Source organism: Campylobacter sp. IFREMER_LSEM_CL2256 (assembly GCF_025771645.1).
Taxonomy (GTDB): domain Bacteria; phylum Campylobacterota; class Campylobacteria; order Campylobacterales; family Campylobacteraceae; genus Campylobacter_D.
Window position 1 is genome coordinate 77,606 of record NZ_JAKMQQ010000007.1, and the last position, 26,797, is coordinate 104,402.

General features: G+C 30.9%; 30 protein-coding genes, 2 tRNA genes and 1 pseudogene. 20 read left to right on the top strand and 13 right to left on the bottom strand.

What is annotated here, in order from left to right; translation table 11 throughout:
- From hisA to flgE, 4 genes are all read left to right on the top strand, one after another.
- On the top strand, window positions 1–735 hold the full coding sequence (hisA, locus tag L8U00_RS04930; protein ID WP_263708706.1) for a 1-(5-phosphoribosyl)-5-[(5-phosphoribosylamino)methylideneamino]imidazole-4-carboxamide isomerase: 735 nt from the start codon (window positions 1–3) through the stop codon (window positions 733–735).
- Window positions 717–1,484, top strand: a complete 768-nt coding sequence (gene hisF, locus L8U00_RS04935; protein ID WP_039625107.1) for an imidazole glycerol phosphate synthase subunit HisF — start codon at window positions 717–719, stop codon at window positions 1,482–1,484. Before hisA ends, hisF begins: the two co-directional genes overlap by 19 nt.
- 10 nt (window positions 1,485–1,494) lie before the next feature.
- Window positions 1,495–2,121: a bifunctional phosphoribosyl-AMP cyclohydrolase/phosphoribosyl-ATP diphosphatase HisIE gene (gene hisIE, locus L8U00_RS04940; protein ID WP_263708708.1), complete on the top strand. Its 627-nt coding sequence runs from the start codon at window positions 1,495–1,497 to the stop codon at window positions 2,119–2,121.
- A gap of 224 nt (window positions 2,122–2,345) precedes the next feature.
- Complete coding sequence (gene flgE / locus L8U00_RS04945) at window positions 2,346–4,811, top strand: flagellar hook protein FlgE (RefSeq protein WP_263708710.1); 2,466 nt, start codon at window positions 2,346–2,348, stop codon at window positions 4,809–4,811.
- 344 nt (window positions 4,812–5,155) lie between these two features.
- Here the strand turns inward: flgE and L8U00_RS04950 are convergent.
- Window positions 5,156–6,396 (bottom strand): annotated as a pseudogene (locus L8U00_RS04950) (multidrug effflux MFS transporter).
- Window positions 6,397–6,519: 123 nt separating this feature from the next.
- On the opposite strand from L8U00_RS04950, the gene L8U00_RS04955 reads away from it, so the two are divergent.
- Genes L8U00_RS04955 through L8U00_RS05010 form a run of 12 tightly spaced genes read left to right on the top strand, consistent with a single transcriptional unit; the run spans window position 6,520 to window position 16,524 of the window.
- On the top strand, window positions 6,520–6,789 hold the full coding sequence (locus L8U00_RS04955) for a NifU family protein (RefSeq protein WP_041570315.1): 270 nt from the start codon (window positions 6,520–6,522) through the stop codon (window positions 6,787–6,789).
- On the top strand, window positions 6,776–7,315 hold the full coding sequence (locus L8U00_RS04960) for a histidine kinase (protein WP_263708712.1): 540 nt from the start codon (window positions 6,776–6,778) through the stop codon (window positions 7,313–7,315). Before L8U00_RS04955 ends, L8U00_RS04960 begins: the two co-directional genes overlap by 14 nt.
- A complete protein-coding gene (locus L8U00_RS04965) occupies window positions 7,299–8,582 on the top strand; it encodes a UDP-N-acetylmuramoyl-L-alanyl-D-glutamate--2,6-diaminopimelate ligase (RefSeq protein WP_263708714.1) in 1,284 nt (427 codons plus the stop codon). Before L8U00_RS04960 ends, L8U00_RS04965 begins: the two co-directional genes overlap by 17 nt.
- Window positions 8,583–8,888, top strand: coding sequence for a YbaB/EbfC family nucleoid-associated protein (locus L8U00_RS04970; RefSeq protein WP_039640540.1), 306 nt, complete (start codon window positions 8,583–8,585; stop codon window positions 8,886–8,888).
- Window positions 8,885–9,964 (top strand): PDZ domain-containing protein, encoded by a 1,080-nt coding sequence (locus tag L8U00_RS04975; RefSeq protein ID WP_263708716.1) that lies wholly within the window; start codon window positions 8,885–8,887, stop codon window positions 9,962–9,964. Before L8U00_RS04970 ends, L8U00_RS04975 begins: the two co-directional genes overlap by 4 nt.
- On the top strand, window positions 9,964–10,809 hold the full coding sequence (locus tag L8U00_RS04980; protein WP_263708751.1) for a polyprenyl synthetase family protein: 846 nt from the start codon (window positions 9,964–9,966) through the stop codon (window positions 10,807–10,809). Before L8U00_RS04975 ends, L8U00_RS04980 begins: the two co-directional genes overlap by 1 nt.
- Window positions 10,810–10,812: 3 nt before the next feature.
- Complete coding sequence (gene tkt / locus L8U00_RS04985) at window positions 10,813–12,717, top strand: transketolase (protein ID WP_263708718.1); 1,905 nt, start codon at window positions 10,813–10,815, stop codon at window positions 12,715–12,717.
- Between the two features lies 1 nt (window position 12,718).
- On the top strand, window positions 12,719–13,819 hold the full coding sequence (locus L8U00_RS04990) for an MlaE family lipid ABC transporter permease subunit (RefSeq protein ID WP_412175423.1): 1,101 nt from the start codon (window positions 12,719–12,721) through the stop codon (window positions 13,817–13,819).
- Window positions 13,816–14,538: an ABC transporter ATP-binding protein gene (locus L8U00_RS04995; protein ID WP_263679224.1), complete on the top strand. Its 723-nt coding sequence runs from the start codon at window positions 13,816–13,818 to the stop codon at window positions 14,536–14,538. Before L8U00_RS04990 ends, L8U00_RS04995 begins: the two co-directional genes overlap by 4 nt.
- Window positions 14,538–15,365, top strand: a complete 828-nt coding sequence (locus tag L8U00_RS05000; protein WP_263708721.1) for an MlaD family protein — start codon at window positions 14,538–14,540, stop codon at window positions 15,363–15,365. The genes L8U00_RS04995 and L8U00_RS05000 overlap by 1 nt, the downstream gene beginning before the upstream one ends.
- 1 nt (window position 15,366) lies before the next feature.
- Complete coding sequence (locus tag L8U00_RS05005; protein WP_263708723.1) at window positions 15,367–15,960, top strand: hypothetical protein; 594 nt, start codon at window positions 15,367–15,369, stop codon at window positions 15,958–15,960.
- Between the two features lie 42 nt (window positions 15,961–16,002).
- Window positions 16,003–16,524 (top strand): flagellar FLiS export co-chaperone, encoded by a 522-nt coding sequence (locus tag L8U00_RS05010; protein WP_263708725.1) that lies wholly within the window; start codon window positions 16,003–16,005, stop codon window positions 16,522–16,524.
- A 31-nt stretch (window positions 16,525–16,555) separates the two neighbouring features.
- Here the strand turns inward: L8U00_RS05010 and L8U00_RS05015 are convergent, their stop codons facing one another.
- From L8U00_RS05015 to L8U00_RS05045, 7 genes are all read right to left on the bottom strand, one after another.
- Window positions 16,556–17,095, bottom strand: a complete 540-nt coding sequence (locus tag L8U00_RS05015; protein ID WP_263708727.1) for a superoxide dismutase family protein — start codon at window positions 17,093–17,095, stop codon at window positions 16,556–16,558.
- A 127-nt stretch (window positions 17,096–17,222) separates the two neighbouring features.
- Window positions 17,223–17,480: a zf-TFIIB domain-containing protein gene (locus L8U00_RS05020; RefSeq protein WP_263708728.1), complete on the bottom strand. Its 258-nt coding sequence runs from the start codon at window positions 17,478–17,480 to the stop codon at window positions 17,223–17,225.
- 48 nt (window positions 17,481–17,528) lie between these two features.
- Entirely contained in the window at window positions 17,529–18,218 is a 690-nt protein-coding gene (gene ung, locus L8U00_RS05025) for a uracil-DNA glycosylase (RefSeq protein WP_263708730.1), read from the bottom strand.
- A gap of 8 nt (window positions 18,219–18,226) precedes the next feature.
- Complete coding sequence (locus L8U00_RS05030) at window positions 18,227–19,534, bottom strand: sensor histidine kinase (protein WP_263708732.1); 1,308 nt, start codon at window positions 19,532–19,534, stop codon at window positions 18,227–18,229.
- The gene (locus L8U00_RS05035; protein ID WP_263708734.1) at window positions 19,524–20,210 is read right to left on the bottom strand and encodes a response regulator transcription factor; all 687 of its coding nucleotides are present in this window, start codon (window positions 20,208–20,210) and stop codon (window positions 19,524–19,526) included. Before L8U00_RS05035 ends, L8U00_RS05030 begins: the two co-directional genes overlap by 11 nt.
- A gap of 1 nt (window position 20,211) precedes the next feature.
- Window positions 20,212–20,628, bottom strand: a complete 417-nt coding sequence (locus L8U00_RS05040; RefSeq protein ID WP_263685042.1) for a DUF1104 domain-containing protein — start codon at window positions 20,626–20,628, stop codon at window positions 20,212–20,214.
- 62 nt (window positions 20,629–20,690) lie between these two features.
- On the bottom strand, window positions 20,691–21,443 hold the full coding sequence (locus tag L8U00_RS05045; protein WP_263682950.1) for an SIMPL domain-containing protein: 753 nt from the start codon (window positions 21,441–21,443) through the stop codon (window positions 20,691–20,693).
- Between the two features lie 75 nt (window positions 21,444–21,518).
- Here L8U00_RS05045 and mutY point away from each other — a divergent pair, with 75 nt between their 5' ends.
- Entirely contained in the window at window positions 21,519–22,562 is a 1,044-nt protein-coding gene (mutY, locus tag L8U00_RS05050) for an A/G-specific adenine glycosylase (RefSeq protein ID WP_263708752.1), read from the top strand.
- Window positions 22,552–23,409 (top strand): radical SAM/SPASM domain-containing protein, encoded by an 858-nt coding sequence (locus L8U00_RS05055; RefSeq protein ID WP_263708738.1) that lies wholly within the window; start codon window positions 22,552–22,554, stop codon window positions 23,407–23,409. Before mutY ends, L8U00_RS05055 begins: the two co-directional genes overlap by 11 nt.
- Here the strand turns inward: L8U00_RS05055 and L8U00_RS05060 are convergent.
- Window positions 23,393–24,262, bottom strand: a complete 870-nt coding sequence (locus L8U00_RS05060) for a hypothetical protein (RefSeq protein WP_263708741.1) — start codon at window positions 24,260–24,262, stop codon at window positions 23,393–23,395. The two genes, L8U00_RS05055 and L8U00_RS05060, sit on opposite strands and share 17 nt — an antisense overlap.
- 171 nt (window positions 24,263–24,433) lie before the next feature.
- Here L8U00_RS05060 and L8U00_RS05065 point away from each other — a divergent pair.
- Window positions 24,434–24,521 (top strand) — tRNA-Ser (locus L8U00_RS05065).
- On the opposite strand, the gene L8U00_RS05070 is transcribed toward L8U00_RS05065, so the two are convergent.
- Window positions 24,522–25,172, bottom strand: a complete 651-nt coding sequence (locus L8U00_RS05070) for a putative metalloprotease CJM1_0395 family protein (protein WP_263708743.1) — start codon at window positions 25,170–25,172, stop codon at window positions 24,522–24,524.
- Between the two features lie 116 nt (window positions 25,173–25,288).
- Here L8U00_RS05070 and L8U00_RS05075 point away from each other — a divergent pair.
- Window positions 25,289–25,365, top strand: a tRNA-Met gene (locus L8U00_RS05075).
- An 8-nt stretch (window positions 25,366–25,373) separates the two neighbouring features.
- Here the strand turns inward: L8U00_RS05075 and L8U00_RS05080 are convergent.
- From L8U00_RS05080 to L8U00_RS05090, 3 genes are all read right to left on the bottom strand, one after another.
- The gene (locus tag L8U00_RS05080; RefSeq protein ID WP_263708745.1) at window positions 25,374–25,646 is read right to left on the bottom strand and encodes a hypothetical protein; all 273 of its coding nucleotides are present in this window, start codon (window positions 25,644–25,646) and stop codon (window positions 25,374–25,376) included.
- Between the two features lie 3 nt (window positions 25,647–25,649).
- Window positions 25,650–26,273 carry a hypothetical protein gene (locus L8U00_RS05085; protein WP_263708747.1) on the bottom strand — a complete coding sequence of 208 codons (624 nt, stop codon included), beginning with the start codon at window positions 26,271–26,273 and terminating at the stop codon, window positions 25,650–25,652.
- Window positions 26,177–26,797: hypothetical protein (locus tag L8U00_RS05090; RefSeq protein WP_263708750.1), on the bottom strand; the 621-nt coding region annotated here is incomplete at its 5' end. The genes L8U00_RS05090 and L8U00_RS05085, both read right to left, overlap by 97 nt.

Below are 26,797 nucleotides of genomic sequence, written 5' to 3' on the forward strand. Positions count from 1 at the left end.
ATGCAAACTCAAATCATTCCAGCATTAGACTTAATAGATGGTAAAGTAGTAAGGCTTTATAAGGGTGATTATGCTAAAAAGCAAGAATACAGCTTTGATCCTTTAGCTAAATTTCAAGAGTATGAGGCTCAAGGCATTGCTTGGCTTCATTTGGTGGATTTAAGCGGTGCAAAAGATCCTAGTAAAAGACAACTAAAACTCATAGAAAATCTAGCTTCTAAAATCAAAGTAAATCTTCAAGTAGGCGGAGGAATTCGCACTAAAGATGAGGTTAAAGCTTTGTTTGATAGTGGTGTTAAACGCGTAGTTATAGGCTCTTTAGCGGTTAAAAACAAAGCCTTTACACAAGAGCTTTTAAATGAATTTGGCGTAGAAAATATAGTCTTAGCACTTGATAGTATTTGCGTTAAAGATGAGTTTTTTGTGGCTGTTGATGCATGGAGTAAAACAAGCGATGAAAAATTATTTGAGCTTTTAAATTTTTATAAAGATGTAAAGCATATTTTATGCACAGATATCTCTAAAGATGGCACGATGAGTGGAGCAAATATCACTTTATATAAAGCTTTGCATGAGAAATTCCCACATTTACAAACCCAAGCAAGTGGAGGTGTGGCAAGCTTAGAAGATTTTAAAAAGCTAAATGGTATAGTAAGTGGTATCATCGTAGGTAAAGCCTTGCTTGATAAAGAATTTAGCATAAAGGAGGCTCAAGAATGCTTGCAAAACGCATAATTGCATGTTTGGATGTAAAAGATGGTAGAGTAGTTAAAGGGGTGCAGTTTAAAAACCATGAAGATATGGGCGATATCATTGAGCTTGCTAAATTTTACTCACAAAATGGCATTGATGAGCTTGTATTTTATGATATAACCGCTTCAGCTAAAAATGAGCGCATTGATAGAACTTGGGTAAGCAAAGTAGCACAAAATATCTCTATACCATTTTGCGTTGCAGGGGGTATAAAAAGTGAAGATGACGCAAAAGAACTTTTAGCAAATGGTGCTGATAAAATTTCTATTAATTCCCCTGCTTTAAATGACCCTGATTTAATCTCACGCCTTGCAAAAAGCTTTGGAGTGCAATGCGTAGTCGTAGGCATAGATACTTTTAAAGATGAAAACAACGAGCTTTTAGTCTATAAATACACCGGAGATGAGAGTAAATCTCATCATAGCGGTAAAAAAACACTAGAGTGGGTAAAGCAAGTATGTGAGCTAGGAGCTGGCGAAATCGTGTTAAATATGATGAATCAAGATGGCATGAGAAAGGGCTATGATCTTGATCAACTTGCTAAAGTTAGACAGATTTGCCCTGTGCCTTTAGTGGCAAGTGGTGGTGCAGGAGCTAAAGAGCATTTTTTAGACGCTTTTAAACTTGGTGTTGATGGAGCTTTAGCAGCTTCAGTATTTCATAAAAAACTTATAGATATTAAAGAATTAAAACTATTTTTAAAAGATCAAGGCATACAAATTCGTATTTAAAGGAAAGGCTATGAAGATAAATGAAGAAGAATTCATAAAAAGCATTAACTGGCAAAAGGTTAATAACCTTGTTCCTGTGATCATTCAAGATTATCATTCTTGTGAAGTTTTAATGCAAGGTTTTATGAATGAACAAGCTCTAAGAGAGAGTTTTAAGCACCAAAAGGTTGTGTTTTACTCACGCACTAAAGAGCGTTTGTGGATGAAAGGCGAGCAAAGTGGGAATTTTTTGCATATTATAGATATGGGGCTTGATTGCGATAGAGATTGTATCTTGATTTTAGTTAAACCTAGCGGGGCTACTTGTCATACAGGCGATACTTCTTGTTTTGAAACACTTTCTAAAAAGGCTGATTTTGTATTTTTATCGCGTCTTGAAAGGCTAATTAATTCTCGTAAAAGCACCTGTGCAAGCTCTTCTTACACAGCTGAACTTTTTTCAAAAGGCACTAAACGCATAGCACAAAAAGTAGGCGAAGAAGGCGTTGAAACGGCTTTAGCTGCCACTGTTAAAGACAAAGATGAGCTGATAAATGAAGCAGCTGATTTGCTTTATCATTTAGATGTTTTATTAGCTGATGCGGATTTGAGTTTAAATGATGTGATTGCTAAATTAAAAGAGAGAAATAAAAGTTAAGCGTGATTTCTCACGCTTAATTAAGCAATATTTTTGAAAAGATTCACTGACTATATCGAGTAATTTTAAAAAAACTTTACACATTAAAATCTAATTTTTGATTTATTTTCTAATTTTTAATTTCATTTTATTTGTATTTTTGGAACACTTATTGCTTTATATCTGCATAAGCAATAGAAGATTGTGAGATATTCACAAAGCAATATTTTTTAAAGGATTTAATTATGATGAGATCTCTTTGGGCTGGGGTTTCTGGACTCCAAGCACACCAATACGCAATGGATGTAGAAGGTAACAACATAGCCAATGTTAATACATTTGGTTTTAAATATTCTCGTGCGGATTTCTCAACGCTTATGAGTCAAACTTCTAAGATAGCTACAGCTCCAGATGGTAACCTAGGTGGTAAAAACCCTATGCAAGTTGGACTTGGTTCTGGTGTAAATTCTACTACTAGAATTCACTCTCAAGGTAATATCCAAACCACAGATAAAAACACCGATATGGCTATCAATGGGGACGGATTTTTCATCGTTTCAAATGATGGTGGTACTACTCAGTATTATACCCGTGCAGGTGACTTTAAAACAGATGCAGTAGGAAATTTCGTAGATAATAATGGCTATACTGTTCAAGGTTGGAACTATAATCAAGAAACAGGACAAATCGACTCTTCAACCTCAGTAGGCGATATAGTGATCCCACCTGGTATGAGTATGCCTGCTAGACCAAGTACTTCAGTAAGCCTTACAGCAAATTTAGATAGTGGTAATACTCTAGGTGCTAATGCTTCTGCTAAAAGACCCATTTATGCACTAGATTCTACTCATGGTATGAGAAATGACACAGGAACAGTAATAGATGAAAATGATACTGGTCATACTGAATTTTACACTACTTCAAAAAGTGGAGCCCAAGTAACAGAAAAAGGTGTGGATATGGGTGTAGTATTTAATGCCCAAGGTGAAGGCTTAAACCTAAGAAGTGGTCAAGGTATATGGGTAAGTTATGCTGATGCGAAGCATACTTCAAATGTTAAAATGAGCTCTGATTTACCTCAAGATAGATCAAAATGGACAGCAAATACTGAATATACATATTGGGGATTTAAAAATGGCGATACGGTGCAAAATGCAAAATTAAATATTACCATTAATGGTGTAAATATTCAAGCAGAAGGTGTGGGACAAGAAACTTTTATAAACGCTATCAATGCTAAGACAGCTGAAACTGGTGTAGTGGCTTCGGTAGTAAATGGACAAATCACTTTTACAAACGATAATAGCACAGGAACTACAGCAAAATCTAAAAATTTGGATATTGTTATACATGAAGATACTACTGCAGGTGGACAAATTACTGTTAATAATGACCCGCAAAATGGAAATTTAAATGATGTTATAACTCTTAGGGGAACAGCTCGTAGAGCTTGGCTTGGAACTACTGATGGGCAGCCAGGTAGTCCTGCTAAGGATAAAGTACAAGTAATTACTGCTCATGAGTATATTTATAGTCCAAACAGTGTAGATATAGGACCAAATCCTAACCCAAATGCGGCAAATAAAGCTGATGCAAATATGCCTAGTGCTAATGGTCAAAGAACTTTTCATACAACCGAAGACTTAAGAGAGCTTTTGCAAAGAGATGCAAGATGGGCAGTGGATTATGATGGAGATGGAACTATAGAAAATTGGGCAAGTGCTGATGGACGCCAAGGATCAAAAGAGGATGCAAATGCTGCTGTAGAAGTAGTAGTTGAAAGTGATGGTAGATTTAAAATCACAAATCCAAAAACAACAGAATCCAAAGACATGACTTTTAAAGTTACAGGTTATTCTAATGAGGCCAATAAAATAGCTACTAATGATAAATTCACAGCTATGTTTAGTGCCTTAGATGGAAATTTCAATGCAGGTAATAATGAAAAATACTCTCAAGATATGTATTTATCAGCTCATACTGCTAGTATAGAAATCTTTGACTCATTAGGAACTAGACATGAGCTAACTGTGCAATTTACTAAACAAAGTAAAACAGCAGATGGCGGGGCTGAGTGGTCTATCATCATCTCAGTGCCTGAGCCTGCAGAGATAAATTTTAGTGGTGATGGAGCTCCAGGAAATATAGTAGTAGGAAATTTAAGATTTGGTAATGATGGCTCGCTTCAAAGCTATACGCCAAATGTATTAAACTTCACTGGAAATAATGGCTCAAAACCTGATCAAGTTATAAAACTTGACTTTGGTACAACAGGTGGTTTTGATGGTTTAACAAGCTATGATAAAGACTCAGCTACCACTAAACAAGAAACAGATGGTTACACAGGGGGTAACTTAAAGCCAGATGCATTAAGAACTGATGAGAATGGTTATATCTATGGAGAATTTACAAATGGTAAAACTCTAGCTCTAGCTAAGGTTGCTCTAGCTACTTTCCCAAATAATATGGGTCTTGAAGAAATGGGTAATAACCTTTTCAAAGCGACAGCAAACTCAGGAACACCTACTATAGGCCATGCTGGTGAAGGTGGTAGAGGGGGCTTAAAAGGCTCAGCCATAGAAATGTCAAACGTGGATTTAAGTCGTGCATTAACCGAGCTTATCGTAATCCAAAGGGGTTATCAAGCAAACTCAAAAACGATTACCACAAGTGATCAGCTTTTAAATACTTTGCTTCAATTAAAACAATAATTCTAACCCAAGGTTTTAAAACCTTGGGATCAAGCTTTACAAGGTTATCAAGGTAGCCTTGTAATACTTGATGACCTTGAAGCCTTCAATCTATTGCTAACTCACTTCTTTCTTGCCTTAAGGAGTGAGTAGCATGATTTGCATATCGACAAGTTAAAATAAAAATTTATAAAGCTAATCATCTATTAATAGTTTTAGTCATTGTAAATTTAAAATATTTTGTTTTGCTATCATGATCAAAAACACTAAAATTATCAAGAAAAATATAAATATTATTTGTTGATGTAAAGTTTTTTGAAAAAGGTTCGATATAGTCAGTGAATCTTTTCAAAAATATTGCTTAATTAAGCGTGAGAAATCACGCTTAACTTCTTTTTGATTTTACTTAACTTTCTTTTATTAATCAAACTCAGATAAGAAATCAAAGATAAAAATGCACAAGTTCCTAAAATAAGCGATAAAAATATAGGTGTATTAGCATTTAAAAGACTTACTAAAAATGCCATTACTCCTGCCATAGCAAATTGTGCTGCCCCTAAGAGTGCTGAAGCACTACCTGCATTTTGTTTTGATCTTGCCATAGCTAAAGTGGTGGTATTTGGCAGGATAAAACCTAAACTTGCTATGATAAAACACAAAGGAATTTCAAAAGCCCAAAAACCTAGATCAAAAGTTGCTCCTAAAATGAGTATAAAAGTTAAAAAAGTAATCATCATAAGCGCTCTTGGTAAAACATAATAAGGCGAGAGTTTAAGAACTATCCTTGCGTTTATATTAGCACATACAACAAAACTTAAAGCATGAGCTCCAAAAAGGGCTGCGTATTGTTGAGGACTGAGTTCAAAAACACGCGTAAAAACAAAAGATGAGCCGGTTAAATAAGCAAAAAATCCTGCAAAGATTAAATTCCCACAAAGCAAATACACCACAAAACGACGATCTTTTAAGATTTTTTTGTAACTTTTTGCAACTTCTTTGTGATTAAATTTTTTACCTTGGGTGTTGAGGTTGCTTTCTTTTAGAGCAAGAATAACAAGTAAAAATAAAATAAAACCTAAGATAAATAATGTCAAAATATACTACGCCAAGAAAAAAACTCAAGCAAAATCCCACCAAAAGTAGGGGAAAGCATAGGTGCTAAAGAAGTAAAAACCATCATCAAAGCATAAACCCCCGCTGCTTCTTTAAGCTCAAAAACATCATTTACTATAGCTCTTGCCACAACTACGCCCACACAACCTCCCAAAGCTTCAAAAAAACGCAAAGCTATAAAAGCATGAATGGAATCAACTAAAACACAAGCAATACTTGAAGAAATAAAAAGAAAAAGTCCTATATATAAAGGTTTTTTTCTACCATATACATCACTTAATGGCCCATAAAAAAGCTGACCCAAAGAAAAGGCTATAAAAAAACTTGCAAGAGAAAGTTGAGTGTAAAAAGAATTTGTTTGAAAGCTTTTTTCTACTTCATTTAAAGCAGGTAAATACATATCAGTTGAAAGTGGTGCTATGGCAGATAAAAAGCCTAGTATGAAAATGAGTTTGAGTTTTTCAAAACCTTTTATTTGAGTGCGTTTTTGCATACAAAATCCTAAAATATTTTTACCATTGTATAGCAAAAAGTCTAAAATAAACAATAATTTACATTTTTTAAAGGCAAATAAGATAAAATTAAATTAAAAAACAATCAAGGAAAAGTTATGAATATGCCTTTTAGTGATGAGGAATTAATCGAACCTGTAAAAGCAAGTTTGGCTAAAACTATGCATATTTTAGAAAATGATGGTGGTGGGCTTGATTTTTTAGGGGTTAAAAATGGCGTGGTTTATGTGAAGCTAACCGGAGCTTGTCATGGTTGTCCTTCAAGTGGAACGACTTTGAAATATGGCTTAGAAAAACAGCTTAAAATCGACATACACCCAGATATAACTATAGTAAATTTAGCAGGCGGGGAAAGCGAATTTGCAAAATTATAAAAAAATAGCCATAGAATGCTTTTATAAAAAAGATTTTAAAAACGCTAAGATGTATTTTTCTCTTGCTTATGAAAAGCGTAAAAATAAAAGACTTTTAACTTTTATCAACATTTGCGATTTAGCTTTAAAAAGCCCTGAAGAAGCTTTTGTGTTTTTTGAGTTTTTTATGCAAAATTATAAAAATACTAAAGTAGATAAAGACTTAGAAAAACTCATTAGTCTTAGTCAAAGTGTGCAGTATGAAGAAGAAAGTGAAGACTTTGAGGGGTTGAGTTATCAAGATTTTTTACTTAGTGAAGCAAAAGTTGGGTTTAAACAAGCTTTGGAAAATGTTATAATATCGAATAAACTTATCATTAATGATAAAGAAGATTTTGTGGATTTTTTAGAAAAACTTTTAGAGCATGGTTATAAAGATATGCTTGTAGCTTATATGGAAGATGTTTCGGTGCATTTTTATTCTAATTATAGATTTATCAAGCTTAGTGAGAAAATCAAGGAATTAAATTATGATAGTAAAGATTGAAAATACTTTCATTTGTGATAATTCTAATGAATGCGAAAAAGATTGTTTTTTCTTAAAAACTGCTCAAAATGAAAAATTTGTCCATCAAGCTTTAGAAAAACAAGCAAAAGTTATAAATATAACTGAGTGCAAGAAACTTTTAAATATAGATGAAAATATAAAAATCATAGGTATTACAGGCACAAATGGCAAGACAACTACTGCAGGGGCTATTTACTCTATCTTGCTTGATTTAGGTTATAAATGTGCCTTGATGGGAACTAGGGGTAGTTTTATAAATGATAAAAATATCACTCCAAAAGGCTTAACTACTGCTCCTATTTTGCAAACCTTAGAGCTTTTATCTTTAGCAAGTAAGGAAAAATGTGAATTTTTAATTATGGAAGTAAGCTCACATGCTTTGGTACAAAACCGCATTGAAGGGCTTGAGTTTAAGGCTAAAATTTTTACTAATATTACTCAAGATCATTTAGATTTTCATGGAAACTTTCAAAACTACCAAGCGGCAAAAGAAAGTTTTTTTACCGATGAGTGTATGAAATTTATCAATAAAGACGCAAAAGCTATAAATTTTAACGTCAAAGGTGCTTTTACTTATGGAGTAGAAAATCCAAGTTATTATCATATCAAAGCTTATGCTTTAAAAAATGGCATTGAAGCTGTGGTAAATTTTGGCAAAGAAACTTTTATGATTGACTCTTCTTTAGTAGGGCTTTTTAATCTTTATAATCTTTTAGCTGCAAGTGCTTGTGTGAATGAACTTGTTAAGCCAAATTTAAAAGAGCTTGAAAAGGCCATTAGTAATTTTGGTGGTATTGAGGGTAGAATGCAAGTAGTTGCAAAAGATGTGATTGTAGATTTTGCTCATACGCCTGATGGCATAGAAAAGGTTTTAGATACTTTAAAATATCGTGATTTGATTGTGGTTTTTGGAGCAGGGGGAGATAGGGATAAAACTAAGCGTCCATTAATGGCTAAAATCGCCAAACACTATGCCAAAAAACTCATCATCACAAGCGATAATCCGCGCTCAGAAGAGCCTATGGATATCATTAATGATATTTTAAGTGGTATAGAAAAAGATGAGAGTGTTTTTATAGAATGTGATAGAAAAGAAGCGATCAAAAAAGCATTAGAGCTTAAAGCAAAAGATGATTTTGTAGTGATTTTGGGTAAGGGTGATGAAACTTATCAAGAGATTAAGGGTGTAAAATATCCTTTTAATGATAAAGAAGTAGTATTAGAGATATTAAAAGAAGGAAAATAAATGTTTGAAAATATGGATTTTTCTAAAATGGGCGAGCTTTTAACTAAGGCTCAAGAAAAAGCAAATGAATTAGAGCAAGAAGCTTTAAAAAAAGAATTTAGTGCAAAAAGTGGCGGTGGTTTAGTAAAAGTTAGTGCTAATGGAAAAGGTGAAATCATCGATATAAGCATTGATGATTCTTTGCTTGAAGATAAAGAGTCTATGCAAATTTTACTAATAGCAGCGATGAATGATGTGATGAAAATGGTAGAACAAAATAAAAAATCAATGGCTAGTAATTTATTTAGCGGAATGGGAATGCTATGAGAATTTTACTTTGTATTTTGGGTATAACTTGTGTACTTTTTGCTGTACCAAGACCGACTTTTAATGATTTTTTGGGCTGTTATGAAAAAAACAAAGCTAGTATGTTAATTTATGAGGGTTTGCCTGCCTTTGCTTTAAATGAAAATACTTTAGCAGTAGTTAAAACTAAAAACGCGAAATTAAACAGCTATACCAAGTATGATCCTTTTTTAAATTTATATTTGGTAAAGACAGATTTTAGTTTAATCCCTGCGCCTATGGGAAATGAAGAAGAATTAACGCGCAATAGCTGGGTGGGAATTTTAGATAGTAATAAAAGCTATATAGGGCATTTGAAGTATTTTGGACAAAGTTTAACAGAGCGTGATCAGCTTGATTTTACTTCTAAAATCGGAGAACTTAACTCGCCATGTTGTAAAATGCTTGGTATAAGCTTAGAAGATGGCAAGCTTATAGGCAATCGCTATTTAAAACACTTTGCAAAATATCCTGATGTTTATTGGGGTGATATAGGTGTGGATTTTGATATGCGTGATGGTAAAATTTATGTAAAAAATGTGCGTAAAAATGGGCAATTTTTGCTTAATGATGAGCTTGTGAGTGTAGATGGGCAAGTTTATGATGATATAAGAAAATTAAATGAGAAAATTTTATTTGCTGATCGCGGTGCAACTTTGTATTTTAATATGCTAAGAGATAATAAAGATGTCAATATTTCTACGACAGTTTTTGATAAAGATTTGGGTGTATTTGCTAAACCTAAAAAAGTAGTTCAAGCTAAGCCGACTTCTTTTTATAGTAATCTAGGATTGCGCGTAGATATGAAAATGAATGTTACAGAGGTAACTCCAAATTCTAAAGCACAAATGGCTGGATTTATGAAAGGGGATAAGATTTTAAGAATTAATAATCAAAAAATCAACAATTTTAATGAACTTCAAGCTGTTTTAGCTCAAGCTAATACTTTTGATGTTTTAGTTTCAAGACAAGCAAGCAATATCCCTTCAGCGAAAAATAATGATTTTGAGCATTTTAATAAAGGATACTTTGACTTTTTTATAAGGCTAAATAAGTGATTTTAGAAAAATTCAAACAACATTTAGAGCAAAATTTTCCTAAAACTCAAAGCTTTCATCCGTTTTTCAATGAGGCTTTAAAATGGATGTTAGAAGCTGGCGGGAAGCATTTTAGAGCCCAACTTCTTTTGGGTATAGTGAATGCTAAAAATCCTGCTTTGTTTGAAAAGGCTTTAAATGCAGCTTTGGCTTTGGAATTTATCCATACTTATTCTTTAATACATGATGATTTACCTGCTATGGATAATGCTTCTTTGCGTAGAGGAAAGCAAACTTTACACAAAAAATACGATGAAACCACCGCTATTTTAGTAGGTGATGCTTTAAATACTGAAGCTTTTTTACTACTTTCAAAACTTGATTTAAAAGAAAATATTAGATTAAAACTCATAGAAACCCTAGCTTTTAATGCAGGGCTTAATGGTATGATTATCGGTCAGGCTATTGATTGTTATTTTGAAGATATACCTTTAAATTTAGAACAAGTTGAGTTTTTACATATTCATAAAACTGCAAGATTAATCGCAGCGGCTTTAAAAATGGGTTGTGAAATTTGTGAATTAGATGAAAAAGAATGCGAGCAAATTTATGAAATAGGGCTTTTGATAGGATTAGTTTTTCAAATCAAAGATGATATTATCGATGCGACTTTAGAGACCCAGGAAGCAGGAAAGCCAACTCATAATGACTTGCATAAAAATTCTTTTGTAAAACTTTTGGGTTTAGAAGGTGCTAAAAAGGCAAAAGATGATAAAATTGCTTTATGCGAAGAAAAAATGAAAAATTTAGACTCTAAGCTTGCTAATGAGCTTCAAATTTTGATTGATAAATATTTAAAAGGTTAAACAATGTTACAAAAACAAGCCAACACTATAAGATTTTTATGTGCGGATATGATACAAAAGGCAAATTCAGGTCATCCAGGTGCACCTATGGGTTTAGCAGATATTATGAGTGTTTTAAGTACTCATTTAGTACATAATCCGAAAGATCCTACATGGTTAAACCGCGATAGATTAGTCTTTTCAGGTGGTCATGCTAGCGCTTTGCTTTATAGCTTTTTGCATTTGAGTGGTTATGATGTAAGTTTAGAGGATTTAAAAAATTTCCGTCAATTACACTCTAAAACTCCAGGTCATCCTGAAATTTTCACTCCAGGTATTGAAATCGCCACAGGACCTTTAGGACAAGGCATTGCAAATGCGGTTGGTTTTGCTATGGCAGCTAAAAAGGCAAGTTTGCTTTTGGGTGAGGATATTATCAATCACAAAGTATATTGTTTATGTGGTGATGGGGATTTGCAAGAAGGAATTTCTTATGAAGCTTGTTCTTTAGCAGGACTTCACAAACTTGATAATTTAATCATCATTTATGATAGTAATAATATTTCAATCGAAGGTGATGTGGCTATTGCCTTTAATGAAAATGTAAAAGAGCGTTTTAGAGCACAAAATTTTGAAGTGCTTGAGATAGATGGGCATGATTTTGAGCAAATTGATTTAGCATTAAAAACAGCTAAAGAAAGTAAAAAGCCTTGTTTAATTATCGCTCATACTACCATAGCTAAAGGAGCTTTGGAGCTTGAAGGAAGTCATCATTCTCATGGAGCGCCTTTGGGTGAAGAGCTTATTAAAAAAGCAAAAGAGGCTTTAGGTTTTGATCCACAAAAAACTTTTGAAATCCCAGAAGAAGTTAAAATTCGCTTTAATGCCGCAATAGAGCTTGGAGATTTAGCACAAGCTAAGTGGAATCAAAAAGTGCAAAATTTAAATGCAGAAAAACAAGCTTTATTAAAAGAGCTTTTAGAACCTGATTTTTCAAAAATACAATTTCCTGATTTTAAAGGAAAAGATCTAGCTACTAGAGATAGTAATGGTATGATTTTAAATACTATCGCTAAAGCTTTACCGGGATTTTTAGGTGGTAGTGCAGATTTAGGTCCTTCAAATAAAACTGAACTTAAAGATATGGGGGATTTTCCAAATGGAAAAAATATCCACTATGGAATAAGAGAGCATGCAATGGCTGCTATATCAAATGCTTTTGCTAGATATGGTTTGTTTTTGCCTTATTGTGCTACCTTTTTTATATTTAGTGAGTATTTAAAACCTGCTGCAAGAATAGCAGCTTTGATGAGGGTTAAACACTTTTTCATCTTTACTCATGATAGCATAGGGGTTGGCGAAGATGGCCCAACACACCAACCTATAGAGCAACTTAGTACTTTTAGAGCTATGCCAAATTCATTGACATTTAGAGTAGCTGATGGGGTTGAAAATGTAAAAGCATGGCAGATTGCACTTAAAACGAATATGCCAAGCGTTTTTGTTTTATCACGTCAAAAATTAAGCGCTTTAAGCGAGCCTGTTTTTGGAGATGTGGAAAATGGGGCTTATTTATTAGAAGAAAACGCAAATGCGCAATTTACACTTTTAGCAAGTGGTAGTGAAGTATCGTTGTGTTTAAAAGTAGCTAAGGCTTTAAAAGAAAAAGGTGTGATTGCTAATGTTGTTTCTATGCCTTGTTATGAATTATTCATCGCTCAAGAAAAATCTTATAAAGAAAGAATTTTACAAGGTAAGGTTATAGGCGTGGAAGCTGCAAATTCAAACGAGCTTTATAGAATTTGTGATGAGCTTTATGGTATAGAAAGTTTTGGTGAGAGTGGTAAAGATAAAGATGTATTTGAGCATTTTGGATTTAGTGAGGAAAAATTAAGCTCATATGTTTTAAGTTTATGTAATGAAAAATAAAATCATCAAAGATGTTAAAAATCAAGAATGCATTTTTAGCGTCTTTGGTATATGGGATAAAACTAGCGTAGGAAAATTTGAAAAATTAGATTTTCCTACTCAAAAAAATATTATTTTTGATTTTACAAATTTAGATTTTATAGATACTGCTGGGATTAGGTATTTTCTAGCTTTAGAAAATGAACTTAAGCAAAAAGGTTTTGAACTTAGTAGAGTAAATCTTAAAAGCGAGCACGCTAAGCTTTTTGAACTTTGTCAAAAACACTATAAAAGTTTTCATAATTCTCATGAAAATAAAAAAACAATCAAAGATTTTTTTGAAAATTTAGGAAAAAAGGTTGTTGAATCTTTTACGCTTTTGGTGCAGTTTTTAAATTTCATAGGACTTATTATTTATACTTGTTTTAAAACACTTTTAAACCCTAAAAAACTTCGCTTTAAGGCATTTTTATACCATGTAGAAAATAGTGCTATTAATGCTTTGCCTATTATTATGCTAACCTCATTACTTGTGGGTGTGGTGCTTGCTTATCAAGCTGCGTATCAACTTGCACAATTTGGAGCTAATATTTATATTGTTGATTTAATGGGAATTTCTGCTACTAGAGAACTTGCACCATTAATTAGTGCTATTGTTATAGCTGGTAGGAGTGCAAGTTCTTATACAGCTCAAATTGGGGTGATGAAGCTCACTGATGAAATTGATGCGATGAAAACTATGGGTTTTAAAGAAAGTGAGTTTATCATTTTACCTAGAGTTTTAGCCTTAGCGCTTGCTATGCCTTTAGTGGTAATAGTAGCTGATATTTTAAGTATTATAGGTGGAATTGTAGTTGCTTGGTTTAGTTTAGAAATTAGTGTGAGTGAGTTTATGAGTCGCTTTAAAGAAGCAGTGGAGTTAAAACATATCATCATAGGACTTATAAAGGCACCTATTTTTGGATTTTTGATTGCTTCTATTGCTTGTTTTAGAGGATTTTTTGTGCAAAAAACCACCGAAAGCATAGGTGTTTATACGACAAAAAGCGTTGTAAATGCTATTTTTTGGGTGATAGCTTTTGATGCAATTTTTTCTGTATTTTTAACAAAGGCTGGATTTTGATTATAAAGGCTAAAAACATTAGTACTTATTTTGGAAGTAAATGTGTACATGAAGATATTAGCTTTGAAGTGCAAGATAATGAAATTTTTGGTATTTTAGGTGGTAGTGGTAGTGGCAAATCTGTACTTTTAAGACAAATGTTAATGCTTGAGCATTTTGACAAGGGTGAGTATGAAATTTTAGGCAAGAGATTAAAAAATATAAGCGATGAAGATGCTTTATTTTTACAAAAACAATGGGGTGTTGTTTTTCAATATGGAGCATTATTTAGCTTTTTTAATATACTTGAAAACATTAGTATACCTTTAGTTGAATATACAAAACTTAGCAAAAACGATATCAAAGAAATAGCCATGATGAAGCTTAAAATGGTGGGACTTGATGAGAGTGTAGCTAAGCTTTATCCAAGTGAATTAAGTGGGGGTATGAAAAAAAGAGTGGCTATAGCTAGAGCTTTGGCACTTGATTCTAAATTGCTTTTTTTAGATGAGCCAACTTCAGGGCTTGATCCTTATAGTTCGAGAGAATTTGATGAGTTGCTTTTGAGTTTAAAACAAAGCTTTAAATTATGTGTGGTTTTAATTACTCATGATAAAGAAAGTATGAAAAATGTATTAAATCGCTTTTTGATTATAGAGAATAAAAAAGTTGGTTTTTTGGGAAATGTTGAGACTTTACAAGAGCAAAATCCAAGACTTTATGAGAGGTTTATGCAATAATGGAAAATAAAGCAAATTATATTTTGATTGGAATTTTTGTTAGTGTATTATTTTTTATTAGCTTGTTTTTTATAGTGTGGTATGGGAATTTAAAAGATGAAAAATCTTTTAAATATTATGAGATCTATATGGAAGAATCGGTTGCAGGGCTTAGCGTTAAAGCTCCGGTTAAATTTTTAGGAGTGGATGTTGGAAGTGTTGAAAATATCAGCATAGATAGTTCAAGTAATCAACTAAGAGTGAAAATCTTAGTCAAGCTTGATTCTGATTTAGCGGTTAAAACAGATACTTATGCAAGTTTACAAATTCAAGGTATAACAGGATTTAAGTTTATTCAGCTTGCAGGGGGTAGTGAGGAAGCTAGTGTTTTAAAAGCAGATGGTGATGTATATCCTATTATAAAATCAAAAGAAAGTTTTTTTGCAAGCATAGATAAACAAACATCAAATTTATTAGAATTAATTACCAGTTCAAAAATAAAACTAGAAAGTCTCTTAAGTGATAAAAATTTAAAAAACATAGAGCGTATTTTACAAAATACATCCGAGTTTTCTGCGTATTTAAATACTAAAGCACCAGTATTTTTGGAAAATTTAAATAAAACAAGCTCTAAACTTGGTAAAAGTTCAGATGATTTTTCAAATTTTTTAAATAATGCCAATGGCCAACTTAATGAGTTTAATAAAAGTAGAATGCTTTTAAATGAAAATTTAGATATTTTAAGAGTTTTGTTTTTAGATTTTACACAATTATTAAAAAATTTAAAGCAAAATCCTTCAGATGTGATTTATAAAGATAAAGCTATTCAATATGCTCCAGGAGAATAAAATGAAATTTTTATATATTAGTTTAATAGCTATTTTTTTTAGTGCTTGTTCTTTGATTAGTCCAAATCAAACTTTGCCTGCAAATAAATATTTTAGCATTAATTTAGAAAAGCTAGAGCAAAGTCAAAATAAAGTAAAAAATTCTACCATCATGGTTTCTTTACCTAAGGGCTTATCTTATACAAATGAAATTTTTTATAAAAAAAATCATGTTGTTAATGCTTATGCTTATCATTTTTGGAAAGAAAATCCTGCTTTGATGATTAAAACTTTTTTGGAATTTCATTTACAAGATTTAGGAGTATTTAAAGCGGTTTTAAACCAAGATAGTCTAGCTAGTGCTGATTATGTTTTAGAAAGTAAAGTAGATATTTTAGAGCAAGATTTTAGTGATGAGGTGCATTCTAAAATAAAATTAGGCATTAATTTAAATTTGGTGCAAATAAACACTAAAAAACTTATAGCAAGTAAGTATTTTTACTATGAAAAAGAATTAAATGATAATAACCCTCAAATTTTAATCCAAAATTATGATGAGGTTTTTTTGCTTTTTGCTAAAGATTTTAGAGTTTGGATAGATCAAAATTTGGAATAAAAAATGCTTTTCTTGTTATAGCAATAACAAGGAAGGTGTATTATGAGAGATGAATTAGAAATCTTACAAAAGCATTTAGGACAAGTAGGTTTAAATATAGATGGTGCAAATTTAAAGCATCAAACACAAAAATTTAGCGAAGATATTACCGATGCAAATGATTTTGTTGGTGCTTTGCAAATTTTAGATTCTTCGTTGAAAAAAATTTCAAAACTTTTAGAAGATAAAAATTATGAAGATGTGCAAGATAAGGTATTAATTGCAAGTGAAAGTTTAAAAATAGTAGATAATTGCTCATTTTTAGGCAATGCTTTGTTTGATAATAATTATAATGTAAATGTAGGCTCAAAGGCTTTTACTTTTGAAATTTACAACCCTTTAAAAATTTTAGAAACTAGTGATTATGAAGGTATGAAAGCTTATATAATAGATAAAAGAGAAGAAATAGCTTCTATGCTTAGCGAACTTGCAGTGGCTATTGCTACTTATAGTCCTAGTCAAAGTTTTGGCGGATCAAGCCATGATTTTATGAATGATTTAGATTTTACTAAGCTTTTTAAATAATACTAAAGGCAAAAAGCCTTTAGTATGTGTATTATTTAATAACTCCACAAGCCATTCTAGCGCCACCACCGCCAAGCGCTGCAGGATGATCACTATGATTATCTCCTCCAAAATGTATCATTAAAGAGTGATTTTTAAGCTCATCAAGAGTTTTGATTTTTGGTGCTAATACAGGATTAGTTGCTTTGCCATCTTTTTCTACATAAAGTGGTGGTAAATCACCTCTGTGGCCTTTATCATCCCATGGGCTTGAGTGTGCGTCAGTTTTTTCAGGATCCCAGTGACCACCAGCTTTCATACCTAAACCTTTATCAGTTGCTCCACAATCAGCGTTTGCATGAACATGGAAACCATGAATTCCACTTTCTAAGCCTTGAAGATTTGGGTAAAACGCTACCCCATAAGGAGTTTGCACTGCTACTACTTCACCTGCGTTTTTGTCGGCATTTTTATCAAGAATTTCCATTTTGATAACTAAATGATCTTTTTGTGCTTTTGGATCAAAATTTTCCAAATTTGCCCCAATTAAAAAACTTGATGCTAGTAAAGATCCTAGAATTATTTTTTTCATTTTCTCTCCTTTTGTTAAAAATTATTTTATTGTAGCATATATTATTAATAAAAAGTATTTTTTGATAAAATAAAAATAATATAGAAGTAAAAATGAGGGTTTAAGCAAAACTTTTAAGCCTTTTGGCTTAAAAGTCAAATAATTCTCCGAGCCAACTTTCTTTTTTCTTGTATTTATAACCATTGTTATGATGATAGTTTGCTTGTTGGTTATAGTTTTGTTGATGAGGTTGTTGTGGCGTGCTTTGAGATGTACTTCTTTCTATGATTTTATCAAGTTCACCACGATCAAGCCAAACACCACGGCATTTTGGACAATAATCAATCTCAACTCCATTTCTTTCACTCATTAATAAAGCTGTATTTGCACAAACTGGGCAATTCATATTTATCCTTTATAAAAATTTTCCTAAAGTATATAGGTTTAAAGTAAATTATGAGTTTAAGTCCCAATCAATAGGACTTTTGCCAAGTTTTAATAAAATTTCATTACTTTTTGAAAAATGTTTACAACCTAAAAAAGCATTCCTTGCTAAAGGTGATGGATGTGCTGCTTCTAGGATAAAGTGTTTTTGAGGGTTGATTAAAACTTTTTTATTTTTAGCATAATTTCCCCAAAGCAAAAACACTAATCCCTCTTTTTCATCGCTAAGTTTTGATATAACTGCATCGGTAAATTTTTGCCAGCCAAAATGTGCGTGTGAAGCAGGTTTGTTTGCTTCTACGCTTAAGATAGAGTTTAAAAGTAAAATTCCTTGTTTAGCCCATTTGCTAAGATCTCCATGTCTTGCTATAGGAATGTTTAAATCATCTTGTAATTCTTTGTAGATATTAAGTAAAGATGGGGGAATTCTAACTCCCATTGGTACGCTAAAGCTTAAACCCATAGCTTGATGAGGGTTGTGATAAGGATCTTGTCCTAAAAGTATGATTTTTAAATCCTGTAAAGGAGCTAGGTTAAATGCATTAAAGATTAAATTTGCTGGCGGATATATAGTTTTTCCTTCGCTTAAGGCATTGATATAATGAGTTTTTATCTCTAAAAAATAAGGTTTTAAAAACTCATCTTTTAAAAATTCTTTCCAAGTTTGTTCTATTTTTATTTTTTCTAAACAAATATCCATTTTTATCCTTACCAAGAAAGTATAAACTCACTTCCCTCATTTTCTTTACTTAAAACTTTAATGTTGATATTGTTTTTATCAGCTATTTGCTTGACTAAGTTTAAACCTATGCCAAAACCACCTTGATCTTGATTAAAGCGTTTATAGCGTGTAAAAATTTGAGCTATTTCCTTAGTACTCATACCTTGACCCTCATCTTTAATGCTAAGTGTTTTTTCTTTTAAGTAAATATAGATTTTTTTATGAGCATTGGTGTATTTTATGGCATTGCTTAAAAGATTATCGATTAAAATTTGCATTTCTTCTTTATTGGCATAAAAGTTTTGCTCTAAAAGATTTTTTTCAATGATGAGATTTTTTTGGGCGATTAAAGTTTCAAAGTATTCTAACCTTTGTTCCAAAAGCTCTTTTAAATTGATATCTTCTTTTGTATTTTCTTTTTGCAAGAAAAAATTCAAGGCTATGAGATTTTGATAGATGTGGTTTAAATTTTTACTTGCTAGTTTGATATGATTTAGTTTTTTTATGTTATTTGGATTTAAATTTGTATCATCAAATTTTTTAATACTAGCTAAAATCACACTTAAAGGCGTATTAATTTCGTGCGTGGTATCTTTGATAAAATCATTCAGTGCTTTAAATTGTTCTTTGATATTTTTAAAGACAAGTAAGATGAGTATGTAAGCAACCACAGCAAGCAACAAAATACATATAAGAGTATAAAAAATAGTTTTTAATTTTAATTTCCAAAGCTCATGGGAAAAATCATTGATGTCTAGATTATTATAATTATCTTTGCGGTATTGTTCTTTTTTAAAACCAAGATCATCAGTTTCTATAATGATATGAATATTTTTATGTCTTAAGAAATGAGAATGGTGTTTTGGTTTTTTTAGATTACTTGTGTCTATATAGGTGTTGAGATTTCTAATCCTTGAAAAATCTATAAATAATCTTTTGTTTTCATTGTAAATAAAATCATTTTTTTTAAGTTGTGTTAATATTTTTAAAGCATCGAAAGTTAAATTGCTAAAAATAACTTGGTTATTTGCGATAATGGCAAATTGAGTGTTGAGTCTTTTGGATATATAGGAAAAATCTTCTTGATTTAAATATGTTCTATCGTGTCTTGCTTCGATGATATTTTGCAAAATATAATTATAGTGAGTGTATGAATGTGTTATTTGATTTAATCGTATGTAGTTTGCTTCTTTTTGATAAAAAGTGATAAAAAAAATCGTTAGAAATACACCACTTGTGATGATATAAAGGGCTAGAATTTTAAAAATAGTATTATTAAAATTTTCACTTTTCATTTTCTAGCCTTATGGCATAGCCTATATTTCTTTGGTTGATAATAAGATCTTTGCCAAGAATTTTTCTTAAATTTTTTACATAAACTCTAAGGCTCATAATTGCTGGCTCTTCATCCAAACTCCAAATTTCATCAAAAATGGTTTCTATGCTTACAAAGTGTGGGCGTTTTTTTAAAAGCAAGGCTAAGAGCTCTTTTTCTTTGTTGGTAAGATTGATGATTGTTTTATCTTGATAAAGAGTTTTATTAAGCGGATCAAAAGAAATATTTTTTGAGGAGTTAAGCAAAATTAGATCTTCTTTTTGGTGGCTAAAATTTCTTTTAATGATATTTTTTACACGGATAATTAATTCATCTATATCAAAAGGCTTTTTAATATAATCATCACAACCTGATAAAAATCCTTGTTTTACATCATCAAGCATAGATAAAGAAGTTAAAAATATAGCAGGGGTGTTTTTAGCACTTTCTCTTAATTCTTTTAAAACTTCAAAGCCGTTGCCTTTTGGGACTTTAACATCAAAAATCCAAAGATCAAAATTTTCTTCATAAGCTTTTTCTAGTGCCTCTTGTGCATCATACACACAAGAGACTTTAAAGCCCTCATCGCTTAAGGCTTCGTTTATAATTTCATTTAAACTTAAATCATCTTCTAAGAGCAGAATTTTTGCTGCCATTTTATCTCATCGGACAATTTGCATGGTGTGATCTTAAACCATGATGATTTTTATGGGAATGGGCATTGTTGTAATGATGCAAATTTAACTCTCTTATTTCTTTGCCACTCATTTCATCGGTTAGTTTTTGCATATCTTCTTGAACGATAGTTCTTCTTTGGTTTCTTTCTTGAGTAGAAAGTTTAGAGATGTTTTCGTGTAAATTAGCTCTAAATTGTTGATGAAAATCTTTTGCATCTTTGTATTTCATTTCATTCATTCTTTTTTTCATCTCAATAACTAAATCAGCTTGATCTTGCGCTTTTACGCTTTTTGCAAGATTTAAAATCTCATCATTGCTTTTTTTGGAAAAATCAGCTCCTATGGCAAATGAAGCAGCCAAAGAACCCACTATAAATAAACTTACAATTTTTTTCATTGTTTCTCCTTTAAATTAATGATGAGAAATTATAAAAGCTCAAAATAAAGCCAAAATGAAATTTATTGACAAATAAAAAGCACATTAGCTCTTAAATTTTGTTTTTCACTTTTAATAATAGGCAATACAACACTATCTGCACTAGCTGCTAAACTTGGAGCATTGTGTTTGATGTTGCAACTATCAAAATGAATGTTTTTTATCACGCAAGTTTTTGCCAAAGTTTTAGAATAATATTGAGCCTTTTCAAAAGCTTTTTTAAATGCAAGATCATATAAATCTTCTTTATTTGCTTCTAAAATAGCCTCATCAAAACCAGCTTGCAAAGCTTTGGTGTTAAAAGAAATTAAAGTATTAGTAGTGCTAATACTTTCTATATCTTTTATAAGATTTTCATAGTCTTTATTTTTGTTTTGCGGGATTTGACAAGCAAAATTAGAGTGCAATCTATATCCATTTAGCGTTTTTACTCCTTGATAGTAATTATAACTTGGTTCTAAAGTATAACTTCCACCTTTGCAATAATTTTCTTTAGCAATACGATCTGAGATTTCTTTAAATGTTTTAGCAATATGATTTTTTTCTTCACTAGAAACAATGGTTTTTTTACTAAGTTCTTCGCTAGCACTAAAATTTAAAGTAGCATTAAAGATATTTGGCATGATTTCATTAGATACTTCTATGCTTCTTGAAAATTCTATATTTTGTTTATCGTGATTTTTTAAGCCTAAAAATTCAGTGTTAAAAACTACTCCTAGTACGAATAATACCAAACAAAGTAGTCCTAAGCCTAAGCCTTTTAAAAAACTTTTCATTTTTGCTCCTTTTTAAAAATATTTTTTAATTTTAACATAAAGCCTTTAAGAATAGATTGTATAATTTTTTTAAAAATAAAGAAAGTTTTAATGCAAAAAATTCATGAAAGTATTTTAAAATGGTATGAACAAAATGGCAGGAAAAACCTTCCTTGGCGTATTTTACACGAAGAGTATAGAAAATATGGTAGCGAGGATGATTTAAAAAAACTAAAAAATATTGATATTGCTTATGCTGTTTATGTCAGTGAGATTATGCTTCAGCAAACTCAGGTAAAAAGTGTTTTGCAAAATTATTATTTTCAGTTTTTAGCTAAATTTCCTTCTTTAAAAGTACTTTCTATGACAAGTGAAGATGAGGTTTTAAAAGCTTGGCAAGGACTTGGGTATTATACTAGAGCTAGAAATATGCACAAATGTGCAAAAATTTGTGTGCAAGAATTTGATGCAAAATTACCATTTGAGATTAAAGAGCTTCAAAAACTTCCTGGTATTGGAGAATATACAGCTGGCGCTATAGCTTGTTTTGGTTTTTTACAAGCTAAGTCTTTTGTGGATGCAAATATTAAAAGAGTTTTGGGTAGATTTTATAGTTTGCAAAATCCAAATTCTAAACTTTTAATGCAAAAAGCAAAAGAGTTTTTAAACCATGATAATGCATTTGATCATAACCAAGCTTTGTTAGATATAGGGGCTTTGGTTTGCTTGCCTAAAAATGCAAAATGTGAAATTTGTCCTTTAAAGGGTTTTTGTGCTGGAAAAAATGAACATGAAAAATTTAACTCATCTAAAAAAATTCAATATGAAAACATTGTTTTAAAAATACTTATAGTGCAAAAAAATGAGCAATTATTACTTGTTAAAAGTGAGGAAAAATTGTATTTTAATATGTATAATTTTTTAGAATATAAAAATCAAAAAAAAGCAAAATTTATAGGAGAATTTAAGCATTCTTATACCAAATACAAAATCAATGCTAAGGTGTATTTTTTAAAAGATGATGATTTTGAAGATTTAAAAGCAAAAGCGTTTTCTTATAAAGATTTAGAGCATCTTGCTCTTTCAAAACTTGCTCTAAAAACACTTGAGCTTTTTAAAAAGAGTGATTATGCATTTTGAGAAAATTTATATAGAATTAAGTGATATTTGCGGGTTAAAATGTGATTTTTGTCCTAGCCAAAAAGCCCAAAGAAAACAAATGAGCCTTGAAAATTTTGAAAAAATTTGCAAAAGCGTGCATAATTATGCCAAGCTTTTTACTTTTCACGTGCTTGGAGATCCTTTAAGGATTTTAAATTTAATGGAGTATCTAAAAATAGCTTTAAAATTTAATATGCAAATAGAGCTTACTACAAGTGGGTTTTATTTTGATGATGAGAAGATAAAACTCATTTTAGACTCTAAAAACGTACGACAAATCAATATTTCCTTAGGTGCTTTTTTATCTCAAAGTAAAATGAGTTTAAAAGAATATTTTGAACCTATTTTGAAACTTATTTTTTTACACTTAGAAAATAAAAATAATTCTTTTATCAACTTAAGACTTTGGAATTTAGATAAAAATTTCAATCCACCTTTAGAAAATGAGAAAATTTATGATTTTTTAGAGCAAATTTTTAAAATAAAAATTCAAAAGCAAAAAGCTAAAAATCGCTTAGAAAGGCATATTATCTTACACCAAGCTAGACTTTTTAAATGGCCTTCTTTGAAAGATGAGATTATTAGAGAGAATGGATATTGTCATGCTTTAAATGGGCAAATTGCTATTTTAAGTGATGGGACTTTAGTACCTTGTTGTTTGGATACTAAAGGGGATATAAAACTTGGAAATTGCTTTGAAAAAGATCTTAATGAGCTTTTAAATTCCTCTTTATATATAGAACTAAAAGAAGGTTTTAAACAAGGAATTTTAAAAGCCGAACTTTGCAAAAGGTGTGAGTTTTTAGAGGCTAAAAACCTAAATTAATTTCATCTTCATCATTGATTTGATGATTTGTATCCAAGTCTTGTTTTGTTTCTTCTTGATTGTCTTTAGAATGTTTAAAAATATCTTCAGTAATTTTTGTAGCAATACCTCTAAGAGCTTTTTGTTTGCTTGAACTACTTGTAGAGCTCATTTTAAACTCTAGAGTATTAGAAGATTTGCTTTTATTTGTAGCAAATTCAATTAAACGATAATCAATGATAATATCATAAGATTGAGTGTTGTTTTCATTTTGTATTTGTTTTATTTTTGGGTTTAAAATGAGTAAAAAATCAGCTTCTAAAGTCTTATAAAGCTTTACAAGTTCTTCATCGCTTGAATTTTTAGAAAGTAAAAATTTTTCCTGATTATAAAGATCAAGATTTGTTTTGTCTAAGATTTTAAATTTTTTATTCTGAAGTAAAACACTTAAAAGTTCTTGTTCAAATTTGGTTGAAAGTCCAGTTTTGATTCTATTAATGATGATTAGAGAGCTTTTGTTTTCAAGACTTTTGTCGCTATAAAGTTTTTTATAGATTAAAACTTTTGCATGAAATTCACTTTGATTTGTTTGAGTTAGAGACTTTATATCATAACTATTAAAAACACCATTACTAACAAAGTCAAGTTCTTCATCATAACCTATATTAAAATTTCCATTAAAATTAAATTCAAATTTTTTTAATTTGACTTGTTTTAAACCTTCTGTTTTTCCCAAGGCATCATTAATAGCATTTTTAATCGCTTCGCTTCTTGTATTTCCAAAGCCTTCTCCAAGGCTTTCTTTGTTTAAAACAGCCTGTGCTTGATAAGTACAAACAAGACTAAAAAAAAGTATAAGTAGTTTTTTTATCATAACTATTCTCTTTTTGTTTTTAAATAATAAAATAAATATTTTATTTTTATTTTAACATTATAAAGTTTAATCATATCTTGACTGCAAATTTTATACTCAAGATTAAATACCCAGAAAGTCTATAAAATTTTTATTATAAATTTAAAAAAATAAGTTATAATTTTTAATTTTAGAGAGGTGTCCGAGCGGTCGAAGGAGCACGCCTGGAACGCGTGTGTGGGGCAACTCACCGAGGGTTCGAATCCCTTCCTCTCTGCCACTATGCACTTTTGTTATACTGACTTCCTATGTAATCTTGTGATACATTTTGTGTGTATGATTTTATAGCTTTGGAATTTGAATTTGTTTTTTCCTCATTCTCATTTTCGCTTTTTTCATTTTGTGCTTTTAACTCTTCTGCCTTTATTTTAGCTTGTTCAGCGCGTGCGTCATTTTGCATTTGCATAGCATTAGCTGCTACTTTGTAATCTTGTGGACTAGGATCAGCTGGTGCCATAGCTGCAGCAATTACTTGCATGGCATTTACTATAGTTTCTTCAGGAGTATTGCCTTTTTGCATTCTTATAGGCACTTCTCCTTCGACTGCATACATTTTATTATCAGGACCTCTTGTATAGCCAAAGCTCGCAGCACCAGCTAAAGCTCCACCAGCTGCTTGGTGGGCTGCTTCGTGAGCTCTTACTTCTCTGTCGATTTTTTCAAGTTCTCGTACTTGTTTTACCTCTTCAGAGTTTAAGTCTTTGCCGTTGACTTTTTGAGTTTTTCCTTCTTTTTCTTGATCGTTTTTATCTTCTTTTGTTTGCTGTGGATTTTCTTTTTCAGAAATGTTTTCTTTGATTTCTTCTTTGTCTTTGTTTTGATAAGGATTTTGTGTATAAAAAGCATTGCTATAACTTGAGCTTATTTGCATAAAAATCCTTTCTAATATAATTTCATATTTTTATCACAAAAAAGTTGAAAAATTTATAAAATAAATGTTTTATAAAATGTTAAGCAAAATAAAGTATAATTTTAACTTCTTTTTATGTCAGGGTAGCTCAGCTGGCTAGAGCGCTGGTCTCATAAGCCGGAGGTCGGGAGTTCAAGTCTCCCCCTTGACACCATCTAGCTTTCAAAAAAACATTTTCCAATGATTTTTTAGTATTTTGATGATATTTTTGCAAATTTCTTTCTTTTTGCTTTCTTCTATTTGTAGTTTATCTAAAAAAGTTTCTTCAAGAGTGTTAACAAGTCGCGCGCATTCTTTTACATCAAATGTTTTTGATTCATTTAAAGATGACAATGCTTTTAATAATAAATCTTTATATTCCATAAGAGTTTTAATTTCTACCTCTGAAAGTTGAGCTAACAGAGATATAAATTGCATAAAATTGTAAAATGGCAAATTTTATATTCCTTCTACAGTAAATCCAAAATTTCGTTCCCCATCAAAACAAGAGAAGTTAATTTTACCTTCATCATAGCTTCCCGCATCGTCATTATTAACAAAGGTAATGGAACTAAATCCTATACCTCCACTTGATACCCTAGTCATATATTTTTTTAATTCATACGAAGTTATCCTGCAATCTGGAGAATTTTTTATGTCTTCATCTTTAAATTTTAAAGAAAATTGTGAAAAAAGAGTCATAGGATTGTATCCTACTCTCCAATTTTTTCTATCTAAATAAACTTCTGGGAACAGTACTTTAACGTCATCAGATTTAAATTTTTTTAATTCGCTTGTACTTTCTCTATATTCACATTCAAGTTCTATTCTAAAATATCTAAGATGTGGGTCATCAACATATAGATTTATGGTTGTTTCTCCATTGGTATATAATCTGCTAAGATCTTTTTCGCTTTTAACTCCATCTGGCAGTATAACTTTAATAAATCCCGGCTTTAAATGAGTTATTGTTACCGGAAAATGTTTCACATAATAAACTTCATATGGATATAACAAACCATAAGGAAATATAATTTTTGGCAAGAAAAATTTTTCCCATTTATAGGAAATTTTTTGATCCATTTTTTTCCTAATGTCGAAGCATTTATTGTTATTTCATTTTCAAATGGATCTTTAGAAGTAATAGTTGCTTTAGCTTCACCCTGAGAATTGAATTTGCTATCTTTATTGATTATTGTCCCATCTCCTTGGATGTTCCATGTGATTTCAGAATTTAATCGTCCTCCAGTAATTTTTATTTCAGATTGTTCATTGAGTTTATTGTAAAACCAATTTCGATTTGACTGTATTTGTAGATTATATTGATAAAGTTTGATTTTATCTAAATTAAGTTCCTCTTTAACGCTACCTTGTTTAGTATAACTAAACTTAATAGTAAGTTCTTTAACACTAAAATCACCAATACCATTAAATTCTAAAACAGCTTCACCCTTATCATTAACATTAAAGCTGTCTTTTTTAGCTTTTACTCCATTACTTCCAGTAATTTTATCAATAGTGGAATTTGGTAATAAGCCACTTACTTTAATGCTAAAATCATCTATATAATCTATAGTTTTTGCTTGAGCTTTAAAACTCGGATATTC

Coding starts and splice junctions, on each gene's coding strand:
- hisA (WP_263708706.1), top strand. CDS start 1: ATGCAAACTCAAATCATTCCAGCATTAGACTTAATAGATGGTAAAGTA.
- hisF (WP_039625107.1), top strand. CDS start 717: ATGCTTGCAAAACGCATAATTGCATGTTTGGATGTAAAAGATGGTAGA.
- hisIE (WP_263708708.1), top strand. CDS start 1,495: ATGAAGATAAATGAAGAAGAATTCATAAAAAGCATTAACTGGCAAAAG.
- flgE (WP_263708710.1), top strand. CDS start 2,346: ATGATGAGATCTCTTTGGGCTGGGGTTTCTGGACTCCAAGCACACCAA.
- L8U00_RS04955 (WP_041570315.1), top strand. CDS start 6,520: ATGCCTTTTAGTGATGAGGAATTAATCGAACCTGTAAAAGCAAGTTTG.
- L8U00_RS04965 (WP_263708714.1), top strand. CDS start 7,299: ATGATAGTAAAGATTGAAAATACTTTCATTTGTGATAATTCTAATGAA.
- L8U00_RS04970 (WP_039640540.1), top strand. CDS start 8,583: ATGTTTGAAAATATGGATTTTTCTAAAATGGGCGAGCTTTTAACTAAG.
- L8U00_RS04975 (WP_263708716.1), top strand. CDS start 8,885: ATGAGAATTTTACTTTGTATTTTGGGTATAACTTGTGTACTTTTTGCT.
- tkt (WP_263708718.1), top strand. CDS start 10,813: ATGTTACAAAAACAAGCCAACACTATAAGATTTTTATGTGCGGATATG.
- L8U00_RS05000 (WP_263708721.1), top strand. CDS start 14,538: ATGGAAAATAAAGCAAATTATATTTTGATTGGAATTTTTGTTAGTGTA.
- L8U00_RS05005 (WP_263708723.1), top strand. CDS start 15,367: ATGAAATTTTTATATATTAGTTTAATAGCTATTTTTTTTAGTGCTTGT.
- L8U00_RS05010 (WP_263708725.1), top strand. CDS start 16,003: ATGAGAGATGAATTAGAAATCTTACAAAAGCATTTAGGACAAGTAGGT.
- L8U00_RS05015 (WP_263708727.1), bottom strand. CDS start 17,095: ATGAAAAAAATAATTCTAGGATCTTTACTAGCATCAAGTTTTTTAATT.
- L8U00_RS05020 (WP_263708728.1), bottom strand. CDS start 17,480: ATGAATTGCCCAGTTTGTGCAAATACAGCTTTATTAATGAGTGAAAGA.
- ung (WP_263708730.1), bottom strand. CDS start 18,218: ATGGATATTTGTTTAGAAAAAATAAAAATAGAACAAACTTGGAAAGAA.
- L8U00_RS05030 (WP_263708732.1), bottom strand. CDS start 19,534: ATGAAAAGTGAAAATTTTAATAATACTATTTTTAAAATTCTAGCCCTT.
- L8U00_RS05035 (WP_263708734.1), bottom strand. CDS start 20,210: ATGGCAGCAAAAATTCTGCTCTTAGAAGATGATTTAAGTTTAAATGAA.
- L8U00_RS05040 (WP_263685042.1), bottom strand. CDS start 20,628: ATGAAAAAAATTGTAAGTTTATTTATAGTGGGTTCTTTGGCTGCTTCA.
- L8U00_RS05045 (WP_263682950.1), bottom strand. CDS start 21,443: ATGAAAAGTTTTTTAAAAGGCTTAGGCTTAGGACTACTTTGTTTGGTA.
- L8U00_RS05055 (WP_263708738.1), top strand. CDS start 22,552: ATGCATTTTGAGAAAATTTATATAGAATTAAGTGATATTTGCGGGTTA.
- L8U00_RS05060 (WP_263708741.1), bottom strand. CDS start 24,262: ATGATAAAAAAACTACTTATACTTTTTTTTAGTCTTGTTTGTACTTAT.
- L8U00_RS05070 (WP_263708743.1), bottom strand. CDS start 25,172: ATGCAAATAAGCTCAAGTTATAGCAATGCTTTTTATACACAAAATCCT.
- L8U00_RS05085 (WP_263708747.1), bottom strand. CDS start 26,273: ATGGATCAAAAAATTTCCTATAAATGGGAAAAATTTTTCTTGCCAAAA.